General features: G+C 70.9%; 13 protein-coding genes. 2 read left to right on the top strand and 11 right to left on the bottom strand.

Features of this window, described 5'->3' with window-relative positions; genetic code table 11:
* Positions 1 to 312 precede the first annotated feature (312 nt).
* The 9 genes from ACZ3YO_RS36990 to eccD form a co-directional block, all read right to left on the bottom strand.
* Complete coding sequence (locus ACZ3YO_RS36990) at positions 313 to 1998, bottom strand: ribonuclease J (RefSeq protein WP_465578274.1); 1686 nt, start codon at positions 1996 to 1998, stop codon at positions 313 to 315.
* Between the two features lie 169 nt (positions 1999 to 2167).
* Complete coding sequence (gene dapA, locus ACZ3YO_RS36985) at positions 2168 to 3067, bottom strand: 4-hydroxy-tetrahydrodipicolinate synthase (RefSeq protein WP_396326064.1); 900 nt, start codon at positions 3065 to 3067, stop codon at positions 2168 to 2170.
* Between the two features lie 228 nt (positions 3068 to 3295).
* Entirely contained in the window at positions 3296 to 4027 is a 732-nt protein-coding gene (thyX, locus tag ACZ3YO_RS36980; protein ID WP_396326065.1) for an FAD-dependent thymidylate synthase, read from the bottom strand.
* Positions 4024 to 4512 carry a hypothetical protein gene (locus tag ACZ3YO_RS36975; RefSeq protein WP_465578271.1) on the bottom strand — a complete coding sequence of 163 codons (489 nt, stop codon included), beginning with the start codon at positions 4510 to 4512 and terminating at the stop codon, positions 4024 to 4026. The genes thyX and ACZ3YO_RS36975 overlap by 4 nt, the downstream gene beginning before the upstream one ends.
* 7 nt (positions 4513 to 4519) lie before the next feature.
* Positions 4520 to 5266, bottom strand: a complete 747-nt coding sequence (gene dapB, locus ACZ3YO_RS36970) for a 4-hydroxy-tetrahydrodipicolinate reductase (protein ID WP_396326067.1) — start codon at positions 5264 to 5266, stop codon at positions 4520 to 4522.
* A gap of 14 nt (positions 5267 to 5280) precedes the next feature.
* Entirely contained in the window at positions 5281 to 6633 is a 1353-nt protein-coding gene (locus ACZ3YO_RS36965) for a M16 family metallopeptidase (RefSeq protein ID WP_396326068.1), read from the bottom strand.
* A gap of 108 nt (positions 6634 to 6741) precedes the next feature.
* Complete coding sequence (locus tag ACZ3YO_RS36960) at positions 6742 to 8949, bottom strand: polyribonucleotide nucleotidyltransferase (RefSeq protein ID WP_396326069.1); 2208 nt, start codon at positions 8947 to 8949, stop codon at positions 6742 to 6744.
* 470 nt (positions 8950 to 9419) lie between these two features.
* On the bottom strand, positions 9420 to 9710 hold the full coding sequence (gene rpsO / locus ACZ3YO_RS36955) for a 30S ribosomal protein S15 (RefSeq protein WP_148645116.1): 291 nt from the start codon (positions 9708 to 9710) through the stop codon (positions 9420 to 9422).
* A 184-nt stretch (positions 9711 to 9894) separates the two neighbouring features.
* Positions 9895 to 11355 (bottom strand): type VII secretion integral membrane protein EccD, encoded by a 1461-nt coding sequence (gene eccD / locus ACZ3YO_RS36950; protein WP_465578267.1) that lies wholly within the window; start codon positions 11353 to 11355, stop codon positions 9895 to 9897.
* 544 nt (positions 11356 to 11899) lie between these two features.
* Here eccD and eccCa point away from each other — a divergent pair.
* Complete coding sequence (gene eccCa / locus ACZ3YO_RS36945) at positions 11900 to 15847, top strand: type VII secretion protein EccCa (protein ID WP_465578265.1); 3948 nt, start codon at positions 11900 to 11902, stop codon at positions 15845 to 15847.
* Positions 15848 to 16329: 482 nt separating this feature from the next.
* A complete protein-coding gene (locus ACZ3YO_RS36940) occupies positions 16330 to 17739 on the top strand; it encodes an APC family permease (RefSeq protein ID WP_465578263.1) in 1410 nt (469 codons plus the stop codon).
* 91 nt (positions 17740 to 17830) lie between these two features.
* Here ACZ3YO_RS36940 and ACZ3YO_RS36935 read toward each other — a convergent pair whose 3' ends face one another.
* Together ACZ3YO_RS36935 and ACZ3YO_RS36930 are read right to left on the bottom strand one after the other, a co-directional pair.
* A complete protein-coding gene (locus tag ACZ3YO_RS36935) occupies positions 17831 to 19081 on the bottom strand; it encodes a hypothetical protein (RefSeq protein ID WP_465578261.1) in 1251 nt (416 codons plus the stop codon).
* A gap of 158 nt (positions 19082 to 19239) precedes the next feature.
* Positions 19240 to 19782, bottom strand: a complete 543-nt coding sequence (locus ACZ3YO_RS36930; protein ID WP_396326075.1) for a SigE family RNA polymerase sigma factor — start codon at positions 19780 to 19782, stop codon at positions 19240 to 19242.
* Positions 19783 to 19787: the final 5 nt, after the last annotated feature.

Genomic DNA, 19787 nt, shown 5'->3' with positions numbered 1-19787 from the left:
TGACTTTTGGCACGCTGTTGAGTTCTCAAGGAACGGACACTTCCTTCGGACCGCCTTCCAGCGGGCCCTCCGGGCGCTTCGTTCTTTCGTGTTTCAAGCTTATCAGACGTTTTCCGCTCCGTTTTCCGGAGTTTCATTCATCAGATTTACTCTGGCCTTTCGGCGCTCCCGAACTCTAGCAGAGTTTTTCGGGCCGTTTTCCCGCTCCGTTCTCGAATTTCGTTCGAGAACTCCTGCAGGGGCCGTCCCGTGGGGCAACCCGGAGAACATTACGCACCGGGCTGCCCCACGTCAAACCGACCAGCGGGAGGATCAGACCTCGACGACGACCGGCAGGATCATCGGACGGCGGCGGTAGTTGTCAGCCACCCACTTGCCGATGGTCCGGCGGACCAGCTGCTGGACCTGGCGGATCTCCAGGACGCCGTCGCCGGCCGAGCGGTCCAGCGCCTCCTGCAGCTTGGCGGCCACCGGGACGAACGCGTTGTCGTCGATGCCGGAGCCGCGGGCCTGGATGGTCGGGCCGCCCACGATCTTGCCGTTGGTGGAGTCGACCACCACGAAGACCGAGATGAAGCCCTCCTCGCCGAGGATCCTGCGGTCCTTGAGCGACGCCTCGGTGATGTCGCCGACCGACGAGCCGTCGACGTAGACGTAGCCGGCCTGCACCTTGCCGACGATCCGGGCGATGCCGTTCTCGAGGTCGACGCAGACGCCGTCCTCGGCGATGACCGTGCGGTTCTTCGGCACACCGGTCGCGATGCCCAGGTCGGCGGCGGCCCGCAGGTGGCGCCATTCGCCGTGGACCGGCATCAGGTTGCGGGGCTTGCAGATGTTGAAGAAGTACAGCAGCTCACCGGCCGAGGCGTGGCCGGAGACGTGCACCTTGGCATTGCCCTTGTGCACGACCTTGGCGCCCCAGCGGGTCAGGCCGTTGATCACCCGGTAGACGGCGTTCTCGTTGCCCGGGATGAGCGACGACGCCAGGACGACGGTGTCGCCCTCGACGATGCGGATCTGGTGGTCGCGGTTGGCCATCCGGGACAGCGCGGCCATCGGCTCGCCCTGCGAACCGGTGCAGATCAGCACGACCTCCTTGTCCGGCAGGTCGTCCAGCTGCTTGACGTCGACGATCAGGTTGCCCGGGACCTTGAGGTACCCGAGGTCGCGCGCGATGCCCATGTTGCGGACCATCGAGCGGCCGACGAAGGCGACCTTCCTCTTGTACTCGTGCGCGGCGTCCAGCACCTGCTGGATGCGGTGCACGTGGCTGGCGAAGGAGGCGACGATGATGCGCTTGTCGGCGTTCGCGAAGACGTTTCTCAGCGCGGCCGAGATGTCCCGCTCGTGCGGGATGAAGCCGGGGACCTCGGCGTTGGTGGAGTCCACCAGCAGCAGGTCCATGCCCTCCTCGGCCAGCTTGGCGAAGGTCGGCAGGTCGGTCAGGCGGCCGTCGAGCGGCAGCTGGTCCATCTTGAAGTCACCGGTGGCGACGACCATGCCGGCGGGCGTGCGCACGGCGACGGCCAGCGCGTCCGGGATGGAGTGGTTGACCGCGATGAACTGGCAGTCGAAGGGGCCGATCCGCTCGCGGTCGCCCTCCGCGACCTCCAGCACGTACGGCCGGATGCGGTGCTCGGCCAGCTTGGCCTCGATCAGTGCGAGGGTGAGCTTCGAGCCGATCAGCGGGATGTCCGGGTTCTCCCGGAGCAGGTACGGGACGGCGCCGATGTGGTCCTCGTGCCCGTGGGTCAGGACGATGCCGTCGATCTTGTCGAGGCGGTCCCGGATGTAGCTGAAGTCCGGCAGGATCAGGTCGACGCCGGGCTGCTCGTCCTCGGGGAAGAGGACGCCGCAGTCGACGATCAGCATGCGGTCCCCGTACTCGAAGACCGTCATGTTGCGGCCGATCTCGCCGAGGCCGCCGAGCGGAGTGATGCGGAGGGCGCCCTCCTTCAGTGCGGGGGGCGCGCCGAGTTCGGGATGCGGGTGGCTCAAAAGACTCTCCTCACGACGCACGCCATATGCCCGGGGTCCTCCCCCAAGAGACATATGGCGTGCGTACTCAGTGTCGGTTTCCTACTGGGTCGGTGCTCTCGCGCCTTCGTCCGGTTCAGCGGCAGACCTCGGGAGGTCCGGCGAGCCGGGGCGCGCACGTCTGTGTCTGTTACAGGTGTACCCCGCCCGCGGCGAGATCCTTCTTCAATTGCGCGATCTCCTCGGGAGTCGCGCCGACGAGCGGCAGCCGGAGCGGGCCGGCCGGCAGGCCCTGGAGCTCCAGTGCGGCCTTGCTGAGGATGACACCCTGCGTGCGGAACATACCGCTGAAGACCGGGAGCAGGCTCTGGTGGATCGCCGTGGCCTTGGCCACATCGCCGCCCTGGAAGGCGTCGATCATGCTGCGCAGTTCGCCGGCGACCACGTGCCCGACCACGCTGACCACGCCGACGGCTCCGACGGACAGCAGCGGCAGGTTGAGGATGTCGTCCCCGGAGTACCAGGCCAGGCCGGAGCGGGCGATCGCCCAGGCGGCGGCGCCGAGGTCGCCCTTGGCGTCCTTGTTGGCGACGATCCGCGGGTGCTCACCGAGCCGGACCAGCGTCTCGTGGCTCAGCGCGACGCCGCTGCGGCCGGGGATGTCGTAGAGCATGACCGGCAGGCCGGTGGCGTCGGCGATGTGCGTGGTGTGCCGGTACAGGCCCTCCTGCGGGGGCTTGCTGTAGTACGGCGTGACGACCAGCAGGCCGTGCGCTCCGGCGGCCTCGGCCTGGCGGGCCAGCTCGGCGCTGTGGTGCGTGTCGTTGGTGCCGACACCGGCCACCACGTGGGCGCGGTCCCCCACCGCCTCCACCACGGCGCGGACGAGCTCCGCCTTCTCGGCGTCGCTGGTGGTCGGGGATTCGCCGGTGGTTCCGTTGACGACGAGGCCGTCGTTGCCGGAGTCGACGAGGTGTGCGGCGAGGCGCTGGGCGCCCTCGAGGTCGAGCCCGCCGTCAGCGGTGAACGGCGTCACCATCGCGGTCAGGACCCGGCCGAAAGGCGTCTGGGGGGTGGAGGTCGGAGCCATGCGTCCAAAGCTACTCGTAGGCGGTGGGGCGGTACCCAGGCCGGTCCAGGGTTCGGACAGGTGTAGCACGCGGGTGCGGCACGCGGGGCGGCGCAAAGATGGGATTCCGGTGCTGCATGCTCGGGGGTTCAAGCAGCACCGGAATCCGTGTCATGAGCGTAGGGAGCGGCTAGAAAAGCCGCAATCCAGACATGCCAGGCAAGCCGCCCATATGCCTATCACCCCAGGTCAGGGGGCGACTCGGCCGTGCTTCTCGAAGGCCGCATGGGTGAGCGGCATGAGCCGGGCCCACTGCTCCTCCATCTGCTCCGCGACCATCTCGATCTCGCGCTGCGGGAAGGACGGCACGGCGGCGTTCTCCTTCTTGGTCCGCAGCGACAGGAAGTGCATCAGCGAGCGCGCGTTGCAGGTCGCGTACATCGAGGAGAAGAGGCCGACCGGCAGCACGGCCCGGGCCACCTCGCGGGCGACACCGGCCGCCAGCATCTCCTGGTAGCGGCCGTACGCCTCGCGGTAGGCCGCCTCCATCGCCTCGGTGACGGTCTTGTGCTGCTCCGGGGTGCCGTCGAGGAACTCGTAGCGGCCCGGGCGGCCCTCCTGGACCAGCTTGCGGTCCTCGCCGGGCACGTAGAAGACCGGCTCCAGCTGACGGTAGCGGCCGGACTCCTCGTTGTACGACCAGCCGCTGCGGTGCCGGTGGAACTCGCGGAACACGAAGATCGGCGCGCTGATGAAGAAGGTCATCGAGTTGTGCTCGAACGGCGTGCCGTGCCGGTCCCGCATCAGGAAGTTGATCAGGCCCTTGGACTTCTCCGGGTCCTGCTGGAGCGCCTCCAGGGACTGCTCCCCCGCCGTCGAGACCCGGGCCGCCCAGATGACGTCCGAGTCGGCGGCGGCGCTGCGGACCAGCTCGACGGTGACGTCGCTGCGGAACTGGGGGGCCGTGGTGTCGTCGGTCACGCGTTACTCCTCGCGGTTTCGGTGGTGCCGGTGGTGCCGGTGGTGCCGGTGGTGCTGTGCAGCCGGATCGCGTGCTGCATGGTCTTGCGGGCGCGCGGGGTGTCGCCGGCGTCGGCGTACGCCACCGCGAGGCGGAAGAAGACCCGCCAGTCGCCCGGCGACTCCTCCGCCTCCGCCCGGCGGCGGGCGAACACCTCGTCGGCCGAGGCCCGGTCGATCCGGCCGCCGGCGGTGCGCCTGAGCTCGTCCACAGGCAGACCGCCCTCGGCCTCCAGCTCGCGGGCGAGCCGCTCGCCGGCCCGGCCGAAGCGGATGGTCTGGCGCAGGAACCAGACGCCGATCAGCGGGATGACGAAGGCGCAGACGCCCATGCCGATGCCGAGCGGCTTGCCGGTGGCGATCAGCTGGACGCCCTCGCCGATGCAAACCAGGGCGACCAGCAGCAGCACGCCGGAGAGGACGAAGAAGCCGGTACGGGACGTCATGACGGGCTCACAGGTCCAGGAAGTGTTCGAGGCCCAGGGTGAGCCCGGGGGTCTCGACGACCTTGCGGACGCCGAGCAGGATGCCCGGCATGAAGCTGCTGTGGTGCAGCGAGTCGTGCCGGATGGTGAGGGTCTCGCCGGTGTCGCCGAACATCACCTGCTGGTGGGCGAGCAGGCCGCGCAGCCGGACGGCGTGCACCGGCACCCCGTCCACGTCGGCGCCGCGGGCGCCCGGCAGGCTGTGGGTGGTCGGGTCCTGCTGCGGCGGCCGGCCGGCCTCGGCCCGGGCGGCGGCGATCAGCTGGGCGGTGCGGGTGGCGGTGCCGCTGGGCGCGTCCGCCTTGCGGTCGTGGTGCAGCTCGACCACCTCGACCGACTCGAAGTACTTGGCGGCGGTCTGGGCGAACTTCATGCCGAGCACGGCGCCGATGGAGAAGTTCGGCGCGATCAGCAGGCCCAGCCCGGGTGCCTCGTCCAGCCAGCCGCGGACGGTGGCCAGCCGCTCGTCCGTCCAGCCGGTGGTGCCGGTGACCACGTGGATGCCGTGGTGCAGGCAGTGGTCGAGGTTGGGCATCACCGAGTCGGGGTGGGTCAGCTCGACGACGACCTGCACCCCGGCGTCGGTGAGCTCCTCCAGCTTCGATTCGCGGCCGAGCGTGGCGACCAGCTCCAGGTCCGGGGCGGCCTCGACGGCCTTCACGGCCTCGGAGCCGATCCGGCCCCTGGCGCCGATCACGGCGACACGCAGCGTCATAGCGGAAAGTCCCTTCAGGCCAGCAGGTCGGCGAGCCTGGCGGCCCGCTTGTCGTTGATCGGGCCGATCAGCGCGAGCGACGGCCGGTACGCGCCCAGCACGTCACGGGCCACCGCGTGGACGTCGTCGAGGGTCACGGCCGCTATCTTCGCCAGCATCTCGTCCACCGAGAGGTGGTGGCCGTAGCTGAGCTCGGCCTTGCCGATGCGGTTCATCAGCGAGCCGGTGTCCTCCATGCCGAGCACGGTGGAGCCGGAGATCTGGCCGATGGCCCGCCGCAGCTCCTCCTCGGTGATGCCGTCGGCGACCACCTTGGCGAGCTCGTCGCGGCAGATCCGCAGCACCTCCTCGACCCGCTTGGGCTGGCAGCCCGCGTAGATGCCGAACAGGCCGCTGTCCGCGTACGACGAGGAGTACGAGTACACCGAGTAGGCCAGGCCGCGCTTCTCCCGGACCTCCTGGAACAGCCGGGAGCTCATCCCGCCGCCGAGGGCCGCGTTGAGCACGCCCATCGCCCAGCGGCGCTCGTCGTGCCGGGGCACGCCGGGCACGCCCAGCACCAGGTGGGCCTGTTCGGTGGAGCGGTTGAGCACCTCGACCCGGCCGGCCGTGCGCAGCGCCTTGACGCCGCGGCGGGCCACCGCCGGGGCCGCCTGCGACTTGGCGAGCAGCGGCGCGAAGGCCTGCTCGACCTGCTTGACGACCTTGCGGTGGTCCAGGTTGCCTGCCGCCGCGACCACAAGGTGCTCGGGCTTGTAGCGCCGGTGGAAGAAGCCGGCGATCTGGTCCCGGGTGAGGGCCTGGACGGTCTCCTGGGTGCCGAGGATCGGGCGGCCGAGCGGACCGCTGCCGAAGATCACCTTGGCGAAGAGGTCGTGCACCACGTCGCCCGGGTCGTCCTCGGCCATCGCCATCTCCTCGAGGATGACGCCGCGTTCGGCCTCGACGTCCTCGGGGCGGATCAGCGAGCCGGTGAGCATGTCGCAGACCACGTCGATGGCCAGCGGCAGGTCGGTGTCCAGCACCCGGGCGTAGTAGCAGGTGTTCTCCTTCGCGGTGAAGGCGTTCATCTCGCCGCCGACCGCGTCCAGGGCCGCCGAGATGTCCAGCGCGCTGCGCCGCTCGGTGCCCTTGAAGAGCAGGTGCTCCAGATAGTGGGTCGCCCCGTTGAGCTGCGGGGTCTCGTCACGCGAGCCGACGCCGACCCAGATGCCGAAGGTGGCGGAGCGCACCGTCGGCAGGGTCTCGGTGACGACCCGCAGGCCGCCGGGGAGCACGGTGCGGCGCACCGTGCCGGCGCCGTCCGCGCCCTTGAGCAGGGTCCGGGTGGAGCCGGGGCGCTGCGTCGCCGCCGAGGCCTGGGCCACGGGGGTACCTCCGTAGAAAGCATGGGGGAACAACGGGATGCGGCCCGCACGCCGACGGGGGCGTGCGGGCCGCGACCGCGTTTACTGAATGGGGAGGCTAGCGGCGCTTCACTCGGAAGCGGCCTCGCCACCCTCCTCGCCCTCGACGACCGGGATCAGGGAGAGCTTGCCGCGCGGGTCGATCTCGGCGATCTCGACCTGGACCTTGGCGCCGACACCGAGGACGTCCTCGACGTTCTCGACGCGCTTGCCACCGGCCAGCTTGCGGATCTGCGAGATGTGCAGCAGGCCGTCCTTGCCCGGCATGAGCGAGACGAACGCGCCGAACGTCGTGGTCTTCACCACGGTGCCCAGGTAGCGCTCGCCGACCTCCGGCATGGTCGGGTTGGCGATCTGGTTGATCGTCGTACGGGCAGCCTCCGCCGAGGGACCGTCGACCGCACCGATGTAGATGGTGCCGTCGTCCTCGATGGTGATGTCCGCGCCGGTGTCCTCCTGGATCTGGTTGATCATCTTGCCCTTGGGGCCGATGACCTCACCGATCTTGTCCACCGGGATCTTGATGGTGATGATGCGCGGCGCGTTCGGCGACATCTCGTCGGGCGCGTCGATGGCCTCGTTCATCACGTCGAGGATGTGCAGACGGGCGTCCTTGGCCTGCTTCAGCGCGGCGGCCAGCACCGACGCCGGGATGCCGTTGAGCTTGGTGTCCAGCTGCAGCGCGGTGATGAAGTTGCGGGTACCGGCGACCTTGAAGTCCATGTCGCCGTACGCGTCCTCGGCACCCAGGATGTCGGTCAGCGCGACGTAGTGGGTCTCACCGTCGATCTCCTGCGAGATCAGGCCCATGGCGATACCGGCGACGGCGGCCTTCAGCGGCACACCGGCGTTCAGCAGCGACATGGTGGAGGCGCAGACCGAGCCCATCGAGGTGGAGCCGTTGGAGCTCAGTGCCTCGGAGACCTGGCGGATCGCGTAGGGGAACTCCTCGCGGGTCGGCAGCACGGGCAGGATCGCCCGCTCCGCCAGCGCGCCGTGGCCGATCTCGCGGCGCTTGGGCGAGCCCACGCGGCCGGTCTCGCCGACCGAGTACGGCGGGAAGTTGTAGTTGTGCATGTAGCGGCGACGCGTCTCCGGGGAGAGCGTGTCGAGCTGCTGCTCCATGCGCAGCATGTTCAGCGTGGTGACACCCAGGATCTGGGTCTCGCCGCGCTCGAACAGGGCCGAGCCGTGGACGCGCGGGATGGCCTCGACCTCGGCGGCCAGGGTGCGGATGTCGGTGACACCGCGGCCGTCGATGCGGACCTTGTCCTTGATGACGCGCTCGCGCACGACCTTCTTGGTCAGCGCGTTGTACGCGGCGCTGATCTCCTTCTCGCGACCCTCGAACTCCGGGAGGAGCTTCTCGGCGGCGATCGCCTTGACGCGGTCCAGCTCGTTGTTGCGCTCCTGCTTGCCCGGGATGGTGAGAGCCTGGGCCAGCTCGTCCTTGACCGCGGCGGTCAGGGCGGCGAGCACGTCGTCCTGGTAGTCCAGGAAGACCGGGAACTCACCGGTCGGCTTGGCGGCCTGGGCGGCCAGCTGGGCCTGGGCGGCGCAGAGCACCTTGATGAACGGCTTGGCGGCGTCCAGACCGGCGGCGACGACGTCCTCGGTCGGGGCCTCGGCGCCGTCGGCGACCAGCTTGATGGTCTTGGTGGTGGCCTCGGCCTCGACCATCATGATCGCGACATCGCCGTCCGGCAGCACGCGGCCGGCGACGACCATGTCGAAGACGGCGTCCTCGAGCTCGCTGTGGGTCGGGAAGGCCACCCACTGGCCCTTGATCAGCGCGACGCGGACGCCGCCGATCGGGCCGGAGAACGGCAGGCCCGCCAGCTGGGTGGAGGCGGAGGCGGCGTTGATGGCCACCACGTCGTACAGGTGGTCCGGGTTGAGCGCCATCACGGTGACGACGACCTGGACCTCGTTGCGCAGGCCCTTGACGAAGGACGGGCGCAGCGGGCGGTCGATCAGGCGGCAGGTGAGGATGGCGTCCTCGGAGGGCCGGCCCTCGCGACGGAAGAACGAGCCGGGGATGCGGCCCGCGGCGTACATCCGCTCCTCGACGTCCACGGTCAGCGGGAAGAAGTCGAAGTGCTCCTTCGGCTGCTTGGACGCGCTGGTGGCCGACAGCACCATGGTGTCGTCGTCCAGGTAGGCCACGGCGGAGCCGGCGGCCTGACGGGCCAGACGGCCGGTCTCGAAGCGGATGGTACGGGTGCCGAAGGAACCGTTGTCGATAACGGCCTCGGCGTAGAACACGTTCTCTTCCACCTGGAAGATCTCCTCTTTCGTACGTCTCCGGGAGAGCGTCCCCGCGCATCGCCTGCCGGTGGCCCGGGGCCCTCTTTCACAGAGGAAGGCAGTCCGGGCCGGTCTTCGATCGAAGCCTCCGGTGGGCCCCGCTCGGTCTGCGGGGCTTCCGGCGGCCACTACCGAGGACCGGCGCCTCTCGGCTGCCAGGCCTGGACGGGCGGTCCGCGTCTGGACGCTCTCTCGGATGCGGGCGGCTTCCGTTTGAAGCCTTCGTCCCGCGGGGGGTTGGGGTCTTTCCGCCTGGGTGGCGCGGTGTCGCGCCATCACCCGGCATGCCCACAACCCTACGGTGCAATCCTCGGCCACCTGGGGAGGTGCGCGCGAGTTGTTATGCGCGGTTGTCGTGCCCGGGACGCCATGGGTCACCGGCCGCGGCATACGCGCGAGGGGCGGCTCCCCGGTGTGGGGAGCCGCCCCGAGCGGCGGTCTTAGCGGGCGCCACCGGCGGCACCGCGGCGGATGCCCAGGCGGTCGACGAGCGTACGGAAGCGCTCGATGTCCTTCTTGGCCAGGTACTGCAGCAGGCGGCGACGCTGGCCGACCAGGATCAGCAGGCCACGACGCGAGTGGTGGTCGTGCTTGTGGGCCTTCAGGTGCTCGGTCAGGTCCGAGATGCGGCGGGAGAGCATGGCCACCTGGACCTCGGGGGAGCCGGTGTCGCCCTCCTTCTGGCCGAACTCGGCGATGATCTGCTTCTTGACGTCAGAGGCGAGAGCCACTGCAACTCCTTCGGGGTGATACCGAGCGGTCCTGGTCTACGGCACAGGACTCTGTGAGAACTCGGTGTCGTCTGCGAGCGCGGCCGGCGGTCTGCGACCCGCGCGGGGCGGACACACTGGTGCACTCGAAAGGCAAGCGTACCAGTGCCGTCCGGCCGGCCTGCCGCCGGGCCGCCGGACCCGGTCAGCCGGTGATGCCGCCGCGGACCAGGCTGTAGATGTCGAGCACGCCGAGCGCCAGCGGGACGAGGGCGATCAGGGTGAGGCTGTCGACCAGGTCCAGGATGCGCCCCCAGAACGGGGAGACGCCGAGCCGCGGGACCACCAGGGCGATCGCGGTGAGGATCGCGGCGCCGAACGCGATCGAGGCTGCCAGCCAGATGGTGCGCAGGTCGACCTGGGTCGTGCTGGAGGCCTTCAGGATGAACAGCGGGGTGTGCAGCGACAGGCCGACGATCAGCAGCGACAGGCCGAGCAGGCCCGCGATGGTGAGGCTGAAGACCTGCGCGGTGTAGCGGAACAGCCGGGCGCGCAGCATGGTGGCGATGCCGAGGGTCAGCGCGAGCAGCTCGGGGAAGAGCTCGTCGGTGAAGCCGAGCACCGCGCAGGCCCCGACGATCACCGCGGCGCAGCCGCCGACCAGGCCGACCAGCACCTCGTGGCCGCGGCGGGCCTGGTGGGCGATCCGCTCGTACTGGACGGCCTCGGCGCGGCCGGCCTCCTCGTCGTAGTCGCGGCTGCGGGTACGGGCCTGGCCGGGGGCGCTGAAGCCGACGGGCAGCCGGGCGAAGCGGGCCGAGAGACCGGGCAGGAAGCCGATCACGGCGGTGGCGGCGACGCCGGTGACGGCGGCGATGTGGCCGGCCGGGGTGCCGGGCAGCAGCACGGCGGCGAAGGTGGCGAGCGCGCCGGAGGCGGCCATGAAGGCGGCGGCGACGAACAGCGAGTCCTTCTCGGGCAGCAGGCCCACCAGCAGCACGGCGACGATCAGGGCGGCGACGCAGCCGGTGAGAAACTGGAGCCGGCCCGGGCCGTCCCACGCGTGGGCGGGGGCGATGATGCCGCTGCCGCCGATCAGGGCGTGCGGCAGTGCGCCGAGGCCGAGCGCGAGGGCGGCCCAGGCGTCCTGGTAGACCCGGGCGCGGACGCCGGCCAGGGCCGTCAGCATCACGGCGGTGACGCCGGAGAGGATGCCGGGCAGGCCGTGCATGTCGTGGCGCAGGTCGGAGAACCAGAGCGCGAAGCCGAGCAGGGTGAGCAGCACGCCGGCGCCGATCAGGCCGAAGGCCCTCATCAGCTCGGGGCTCCAGAACCGGCGGTCGGCCTCGACGGCGCTGGCGATGGCGTCGGCCACGTCGTCGTAGACGGCCGGCGGCAGCGACTCGGCGAAGGGACGCAGGCTCAGCAGGTCGCCGTCGCGGACCTGCTGGGCCGCGAGCGGCAAGCCGCTGTCGAGCACGGTGCCGTCGCGGCGGACGAGGTGGAAGCCGGTCGGGGCACCGTCCGGCTGGGTCTGGCCGGACAGGCGCAGCACCTCGGGGTAGACGTCCGCGAGCGGAACGTCCTCGGGCAGGGCGACGTCGATCCGGCTGTCCGGGGCGACGACGGTGACCCGGCAGAAACCGGTCGTGGCGGAGGTACTCATGCCTCTACCTCGCTGACACCGATCACTCGACGCACTGGGCGCTCCCCCTTGTAGACAGTGCCGCTCTGCCGGCGGCGGTCGGTCTGGCTGCTGCGCGGCGCCGGCCGGGCGGAACTGTCTCGATCCGGCCATGAGTTGGCGCGGCGTTACCCTACCCGCTCCGTTCGTGCCTGCCGATGCGCAGGGGTGAGGGGCGGGGCCGGTGCGGGTCGCGGAGGTGCCGCGGGCCCGGGCTGAGCAGCCGGACAGGCGCCCAGTAGGATCGGCCCCTGCGCAAGGCGACGGGGGCAGGGGCCGCGTTCCTCCCCGGGTCTGCCTGCGGTCGGCGGAGCGGGGGCGGCGTCACACGGGGCGCCCTCACCCGTACGTATCCAGTTGCGTGAGGGCTGATGCCGAAGTGATTGAGCGAGCCGTTCAAGGCCGTGGGGTGTGGTGCGCACATGAGTGACCGGAGCATGGGGGTCCCCCCGGCCGGAGGCCGGGGGAGAGTCGTCGGAAGGTGCGTGTCCCGTCAGGCGACCGCCGGGCGCAGCGAGGTGGGCGCATGAGCGTGATCACGGTCAAGCGACCCGCGCGGGCCTATCCGCCGGCGGTGCCGGACGAGCCGGTCGAGTTGGTCACCCCGCCGGAGCTGCCGAGGTCGGGCGGCGAGGACTGGATGATGAGCCTCCTGCCGATGCTCGGCATGGGCGGCTCGGCGGTGTTCTTCTTCTCGCCCGGCGCGCAGGCCCCGATGAAGATCATGGGCGGTCTGATGATCGTCTCGACGGTCGGCATGGCGCTGGCCCAGATCGTGCGGGCGCGCAAGGGCGGTTCGACCGCCACCGCCGACGAGCGCCGCGACTACCTGAAGTACCTGCAGCAGATGCGCCGCCAGGTCCGCCGGACCGCCGAGCGCCAGCGCGGCGCGCAGCTGTTCCTGAACCCGGAGCCGGACCAGCTCTGGTCGATCGTCGCGGACGGCCGCCGGCTGTGGGAACGCCGCACCGGGGACGCCGACTTCGCGCAGATCCGGGTCGGCCGCGGGCCGGTGCAGCTGTCGACGCCGCTGGTGGCGCCGCAGACGGCGCCGATGGAGGAGCTGGAACCGCTCTCCGCGGCGGCGATGCACACCTTCCTCAAGGCTCACGGCACCCTGCAGGACCTGCCGTTGGCGGTCTCGCTGCGCGCCTTCTACCACATCACGGTGTGCGGGGACCCGGACACCGTGTACGGCAACGTGCGGGCGATGATCGCCCAGTTGACGACGCTGCACTCGCCGGACGACCTGTTGGTGACGGTGGCCGCGGCGCCGGGTGCGGCGGAGGAGTGGGAGTGGACCAAGTGGCTCCCGCACAACCAGCACCGCAAGGAGAGCGACGGCGCGGGTTCGCGCCGGCTGATCGCGACCGGCCTCGGTGAGCTGGAGTTCCTGCTCCAGGACGAACTGGCGGGCCGCCAGCGGTTCGTGCGGGACGCGGCGCCGTCCTCGGACCAGCCGCACATCATCGTCGTCATGGACGGCGCTTCGGTGCCGCACGACTCGCTGCTGGCCGGCGCGGAGGGCGTCCAGGGCGTGACCATCGTCGAGGTGGTGCCGGGCGACCTGGACGAGCCGACCGGCCACCTGATCGTGACGGTGACGCCGGACGAGCTGGTACTCCGCTCGGCGTCGGGCGCGACCTACTCCGGCAAGCCGGACACCCTCTCGACCTGGCAGTCCGAGGCGCTGGCCCGGCAGTTGGCGCCGTACCGGATCTCGGCCGGCGGTGACGACGAGCCGCTGCTGTCCAACCTGGACTTCACCGACCTGATGAACTCGGGCGACCCGGGCTCCTTCGAGGTGTCGCGCAGCTGGCGCACGCGGGCGCAGCACGAGAAGCTGCGGGTGCCGATCGGGGTCGGGGCCGGGGGCGAGCACGTCTACCTGGACATCAAGGAGGCCGCGCTGGAGGGCATGGGCCCGCACGGCCTGTGCGTCGGCGCGACCGGCTCCGGCAAGTCGGAGCTGCTGCGCACCCTGGTGCTGGGACTGGCGATGACGCACTCCTCGGAGACGCTGAACTTCGTCCTGGCCGACTTCAAGGGTGGTGCGACCTTCTCCGGCATGGCGGACATGCCGCACACCTCCGCTGTGATCACCAACCTGGAGGGCGAGCTCACCCTGGTCGACCGCATGCGCGACGCGATCGACGGTGAGATGGTGCGCCGCCAGGAGCTGCTGCGTTCGGCCGGCAACTACGCCAACGTGAACGAGTACGAGCGGGCCCGTGCGGCGGGTGCGGCGCTGGACCCGCTGCCGTCACTGGTACTGATCATCGACGAGTTCTCCGAGCTGCTCACAGCGAAGCCGGACTTCATCGACATGTTCATCCAGATCGGCCGGATCGGCCGTTCGCTGGGTGTGCACCTGCTGCTGGCCTCGCAGCGCCTGGAGGAGGGCAAGCTGCGCGGTCTGGACACCTACCTCTCGTACCGGATCGGTCTGCGCACCTTCTCGGCGGCCGAGTCGCGGGCGGCGATCGGTGTGCCGGATGCGTACCACCTGCCGCCGGTGCCGGGTGTCGGTTACCTGAAGTTCGGCACCGACGTGATGGAGCGGTTCAAGGCCGCGTACGTCTCGGGCCCGTACCGCGCGCCCGGGCAGCAGCGGTCGACCGGCGGCCGGCTGGTGACGGCGCAGCCCGTGCTGTTCTCGGCGGCCGAGGTGCCGGTGGTGGAGCCGCTGGTGCAGGAGGTCGAGCCGGAGGTCGAGGAGCAGGACGACGCGCTGGTCGACACCGTGCTGGACGTGTTCGTGCAGCGGATGGTGGGCCAGGGCCCGGCCGCGCACCAGGTGTGGCTGCCGCCGCTGGACGATCCGCCGAGCATGGACGAGCTGATGCTGCCGCTGCAGGCGACGGCGGAGCGCGGGCTGACCTCGCCCGGGTCCGCCGGCCTGGGCCGGCTCAAGGTGCCGGTCGGCATCGTGGACCGGCCGCGCGAGCAGAAGCGCGACGTGCTGGAGCACGACTACTCGGGTGCGGGCGGCCACGGTCTGGTGGTGGGTGGTCCGCTGTCGGGCAAGTCGACGATGATCCGCACCACGGTGGCCGCGTTCGCGCTCACCCACACCCCGCTGGAGGCGCAGTTCTACCTGCTGGACTTCGGCGGTGGCGGTTTCCAGTCGCTCCAGGACCTGCCGCACGTCGGCGGGGTGGCCGGGCGGCTGGACGCCGAGAAGGTGCGCCGGATGATCAGCGAGGTGCACGGGGTGCTGAACCGGCGCGAGGAGCTGTTCCGGCAGACCGGGATCGACTCGATCGCGACGTACCGGGCCCGCCGGGCGGCCGGCCAGCTGCCGGACGAGCAGTTCGGCGACGTCTTCCTGGTCGTCGACGGCTGGAACACCTTCAAGCAGGAGTTCGAGATGCTGGAGGGCGTGATCGGGGACATCGCCCAGCGCGGCCTCGGTTACGGCGTCCACCTGATCGTCACGGCGACCCGGTACGCGGAGGTCCGCCCGGCGCTCAAGGACCTGCTGCAGAACCGGACCGAGCTGAAGCTCGGTGACTCGATGGAGTCCGAGGTGGACCGCCGGGTGGCGCAGAACGTGCCGGCCAGTCCCGGGCGCGGCATCACCTCGGAGCGGATGCACTTCCTGACGGGCCTGCCCCGGCTGGACGGCTCCCGCTCGGTGGACGACCTGCAGCAGGGCGTGGCCGGTCTGGTGGCGGCGGTCAACGCGGCCTGGACGGGCCCGCGCGCCCCGCAGGTCCGGATGCTGCCGACGGTGCTGGACGGGTTCGCGCTGCCGAAGGGCTTCGAGTACCCGGAGCGCGGCGTCGCGTTCGGCGTGGACGAGCTGGAGCTGGCGCCGGCGTTCGTCAACTTCGAGACCGACCCGCTGTTCATCGTCTTCGGTGACACCGAGTCCGGTAAGTCGGCGCTGCTGCGACTGCTGGTCAAGCAGATCACCGAGCGGTACACCCCGGACCAGGCCGGCATCGTGGTCGGCGACTACCGCCGCGCGCTGCTCGGCGCGGTGCCGCAGGAGTACCTGGTGGAGTACGCGGCCGCGCAGCCGACCATGACCAGCATCGTGGAGATGCTGCGCGGGGCCTGTTCGCGCCGTCTGCCGGGCCCGGACGTGACCGCCGAGCAGCTGCGCAACCGCAGCTGGTACAGCGGCAAGGACATGTTCGTGATCGTGGACGACTACGAGCTGGTCGCGACGAGTTCGGGCAACCCGCTGGCGCCGCTGGCCGAGTTCCTGCCGTTCGCACGCGACATCGGCCTGCGCGTGATCATCGCGCGCAGCGCGGGTGGCGCGGGGCGGTCGCTGTACGAGCCGGTGATGCAGCGGATGCGCGAGCTGGGTGGCCAGGGCGTGATCCTGTCCGGCAACAAGGACGAGGGTGCGCTGCTGGGGACGGTCAAGCCGCAGCCGCTGCCGCCGGGCCGCGGGGTGTTCGTCTCGCGCCGGGTGACCAGCGGGCAGATGGTCCAGACGGGCTGGCTGCCGTCGGCATAGTATGCGTGGCCGCCATCGGCGGTGGTCACGGAAAGTGATCGAAGGGGTCGGGTTCCCAGGAGCCCGGCCCCTTTCGCGTCCCGGGTGCCGAAACGTTACCTAGATCTTTCCGGCGTGCCGCTGCGGTTCCCGCACCCCGCCGGACGGAGGCCGGGCGGCGGAAGGCCGCCTGGCGAGTAACCTCCCCGACCGACAGCAACCTTTGAATGAGAGCCCGCAATGCTCAGTTCACCTTGGATTCAAGCGCGATTCGGGCAAGGTAACAAGTCGGACATACGTGATAATGACCGCGCGTGATCACCGGATCGCATGTTTATGCCTTCCTTCGCAACGGATTCCGAAGCAATTCCGGCATTGACGTGCTCAATACGCCCAAGGTTCCATGGCGGCCCGGGAGCGTCAGGACCAAGACCCAGAGCAGCCAGCCAGCGGAGGCGATACCGCTCCCTCTCCAGGACCGCTCAGAGCCGATCGGAAGCCACATGACCGACACGCTTCGCCCGCCACACGCCGTAGCCCCCGCTGCGGCCGCCGACGGCGCCGCCTCTCCCCAGACGCTCAAGCGCTCGATCGGCGTCGTGGGCGGCACGCTGCTCACGCTCTCCTGCGTCACCCCGGCCTCCACGCTCTTCGTGATCGTCCCGGAGCTGTTCTCCAGCATCGGCAGCGCCACCGCGCTGGCCATCGCCATCGGCTCGGTGCTCTGCATCGCCGTCGCCTTCTGTTACTCCGAGCTCGGCACCCTGATCCCCAGCGCCGGCGGCGAGTACGCGATGGTCGGCACCCTGGCCGGACGGCTCGCCGGCTGGCTGGTCTTCGTGCTCTCGCTGATCGTGGTGATGATCGTCCCCTCGGTCATCGCCCTCGGCACGGCCGACTACCTCGCACCGGTGCTGCACGTCGACAAGCCGATCGCGGGCGCCGCGGTCATGCTCGCCGCCACCCTGGCCGGCCTGCTGGACCTGCGGGCCAACGCCTGGATCACCGGCATCTTCCTCGTGCTGGAGGTCATCGCCGCCGGTGTCGTCTCGGTGCTCGGCTTCGCCCACGCCAACGGCAACGCGCCCAGCATGCTGCACGGCGTGGTCGCCGGTGACGGCGGCGCCGCCACCACGGTGAGCATCGGCGCCATCATCGGCGCGCTCGGGATCGCGCTCTTCATCACCCAGGGCTTCTCCACCGCGGTCTACCTCTCCGAGGAGTTGGAGAACCCGCGCCGCAACGTGTCGCGGACGGTGCTCTGGACGCTGGCCATCTCGGCCGCCGTCATCCTGATCCCGGTCGCCGCCATCACCATGGGCGCCCCCGACCTGGAGACCCTGAGCTCCGGCGACATCTCCGGCATGGTCACCAGCTGGAGCAACTCCGCCGTCGGCACCTTCATCAGCCTCTGCGTCGCGCTGGCCATCATCAACGCCGGCATCGTCATGGTCATCCAGAACTCGCGGGTGCTGTTCGCCTCCGCCCGCGACAAGGCCTGGCCGGAGCCTGTCAACAAGGCCTTCTCCACCCTGGGCCGGTTCGGCTCCCCGTGGGTCGCCACCCTGGCCGTGGGCCTGCCCGGCGCCGCGCTCTGCTTCGTCAAGGGCGAGCTGCTGAGCGAGATCACCGGCGTCGCCGTCACCGGGATGTACCTGCTGGTCGCGGTCGCCGCACTGCTCTCGCGCCGCAACCACCACAAGCACGCCGCCGCCTGGCGGATGCCGCTCTGGCCGGCCATCCCGGTCGTCCTGATCGTGGTGCTGGTCTACGTCATCACGCAGCTGGACACGGTGCCGCTGCTCTGGACCGGCGGCATCACCGCCGTCGCCACCCTCTACTGGCTGTTCTACCTGCGCCCCCGGCAGGCCACCCGCTGGGTGATCACCCTCCCCGAGGACCAGCAGGCCTGAGAACGGCCCGTCAGGACCCCCACCCCTCCCCCACACGGCAGTGCCCCGGGCTCCCCCAGGCCCGGGGCACTGCCGTTCGCCGTGCGAGGCCCTACTTCGCGGCCTGCCACAGCGGGCTGCCGGCGATCGCCGTCAGCTGGTCGAGGGTGAGCAGCGGCTTGCCGGTCGGACCCTGGGCGACCAGGACGCGCAGGTTGCCCGGACGCAGGACGTCGGCCATCGGCGTGCCCTTGGAGTTGGCCGTCCCCGGGCCGTAGAGCTTGAGCCTGCTCCCGTCGGGCAGCGCGGTCGAGCCGTCGAACAGTTGCTCCGTCGACTGGTCGCCCGGCACCAGCTTCTGCACCCGCAGGACCAGGGATCCGGCGGCCGACCCCTGAGCCAGCTGGACGTCGGCGAAGACCTCGTTGCCGGTGATCTTGGTCACCGTCACCCCGGCGGGCAGCAGCTTGGCCAGGATCGCCTGACGGTCCTCCAGGGGCAGGCCGGTGGCCTGCGCCGCGTAGTCGACCCCGTCGTACTGGACCGCCGCGACGATCCGGTCCCAGGACTTGTCGGTGACCACGGCCTTCAGCTGGTCCAGGGTGAACGGCGGGTTCGGACGGCTGTCCGGCGCGCCCTTCTCCTGCGGCGCGTTCCACTCGCTCAGCATGATCTCCCGGCCGTCCGGGCCGGTCAGTGTCGCGTACCACTCCTTGGTGTCGGCGCGGTTGTCCGAGTACTCGTAACCCTGGCTGAGGACGAGCTGGGAGCCGTCCGGCAGCGTGGTGGCGGCGCAGGAGTCGACCCGGGCGAGCTTGAGGTCCGTCGGGCAGGTGTGCGGCTGCGACTGGCCCTTGCGGTGCTTCTGGATCCCGATCTGCACCAGCGACTTGCCGTGGCCGTCGTCGAAGACCAGGTCCGCCCCGGCGAAGGTGCCCGCGGCCGGGCCGTCCCCGGTGCCGCGCCCCTTGCCGTCGGACACCTGGCCCTTGGGCAGCAGTGCCTGAAGGGTGGCGAGCACCTCGTCCCCGCTGACCACGGCCTTGGAGGCGGAGGCCGACGGCGCCTGGGCGGCGGGCGCGGCGCCCGAGCCGCCCGCGGCGCCGCTGCCCGAGGCGGCCGCGGTGAGTGCCGTCCCGCTCCCGGGGCCGTCGGCGCTGCCGGAGAGGTATACCGCGCCCGTCCCGACCAGGGCCAGGGCGGCCGCGCCGCTCACCACGGCGGCGGCCGAACGGCGGCGCCAGCGACGGCGCCCGCGGGCCAGGCCGGCGGTGACCAGTGAGGCCTGCTCGGCACGGAAGCCCTCCCCGGTGCGGGTCATTGCGTAGAGAAGATCGTCTTCGAACTTGTCCTGTTCGGACATGCGCGATCACCGTTTCCTTCGGTCACGGGATGGGTCGATGGGCGGGGCGCCCGCACGCGGCGGGCAGGGAATCCGACGGCGGCGGACCGGTACGCGGCAGACCCGGTGCGCGGCGGACGCCCGGCGTCCGCAGGCCGCGGGCTCAGTGGGCCGCGGGCTCAGTGGGCCGCGAGTTCGGCGAGCGAGTCGCCGAGCAGGGTGCGCAGCCGGCCGAGGGCACGGTTGGTCCGGGTGCGGACCGCGCCCGAGGAGGCGCGCATCACCTCGGCCGTCTCCTCGACGCTGCGGTCCTCCCAGTAGCGCAGCACCAGCACGGCCCGGTCCTTGGCGGGCAGCCGGCCGAGCGCGTCGAGCAGGGTCAGCCGCAGTGTGCTGTCCGCCTCGCGGCCCTCGGGCTCGGGCAGCTCGCCGGTGGGCCGCTCGCCGCTGGAACGGCGGCGCTGCTGGGCGAGGAAGGTGCGCACCATCACGGTGTGGGCGTACGCCCCGGGGTTGTCGATGCGGTGCCGCCCGCCGGTCCACGCGCTGCGGCGCCACAGCACGTACATCCGGCTGAGGGCCTCCTGGACGAGGTCCTCGGCGTGGTGGGTGTCGCCGCTGGTGAGCAGGCAGGCGGAACGGTAGAGGTGGCCGGTTCGGCTCGACACGAGTTCCAGGAACTCCGCGTCCTTGCTCTCACGTGTGGCACCGATCCGCCCCATCCCCC

The organism is Kitasatospora sp. NPDC022785, from assembly GCF_055561295.1.
Note: the sequence above shows the minus strand (reverse complement) of the source record. Positions and strands in the feature narration are given on the sequence as shown.

Bases quoted from the DNA above. Each gene is read 5' to 3' on its own strand.
- dapA (WP_396326064.1), bottom strand. From the start codon at position 3,067: ATGGCTCCGACCTCCACCCCCCAGACGCCTTTCGGCCGGGTCCTGACC.
- ACZ3YO_RS36975 (WP_465578271.1), bottom strand. From the start codon at position 4,512: ATGACGTCCCGTACCGGCTTCTTCGTCCTCTCCGGCGTGCTGCTGCTG.
- dapB (WP_396326067.1), bottom strand. From the start codon at position 5,266: ATGACGCTGCGTGTCGCCGTGATCGGCGCCAGGGGCCGGATCGGCTCC.
- eccD (WP_465578267.1), bottom strand. From the start codon at position 11,355: ATGAGTACCTCCGCCACGACCGGTTTCTGCCGGGTCACCGTCGTCGCC.
- eccCa (WP_465578265.1), top strand. From the start codon at position 11,900: ATGAGCGTGATCACGGTCAAGCGACCCGCGCGGGCCTATCCGCCGGCG.
- ACZ3YO_RS36940 (WP_465578263.1), top strand. From the start codon at position 16,330: ATGACCGACACGCTTCGCCCGCCACACGCCGTAGCCCCCGCTGCGGCC.
- ACZ3YO_RS36935 (WP_465578261.1), bottom strand. From the start codon at position 19,081: ATGTCCGAACAGGACAAGTTCGAAGACGATCTTCTCTACGCAATGACC.
- ACZ3YO_RS36930 (WP_396326075.1), bottom strand. From the start codon at position 19,782: ATGGGGCGGATCGGTGCCACACGTGAGAGCAAGGACGCGGAGTTCCTG.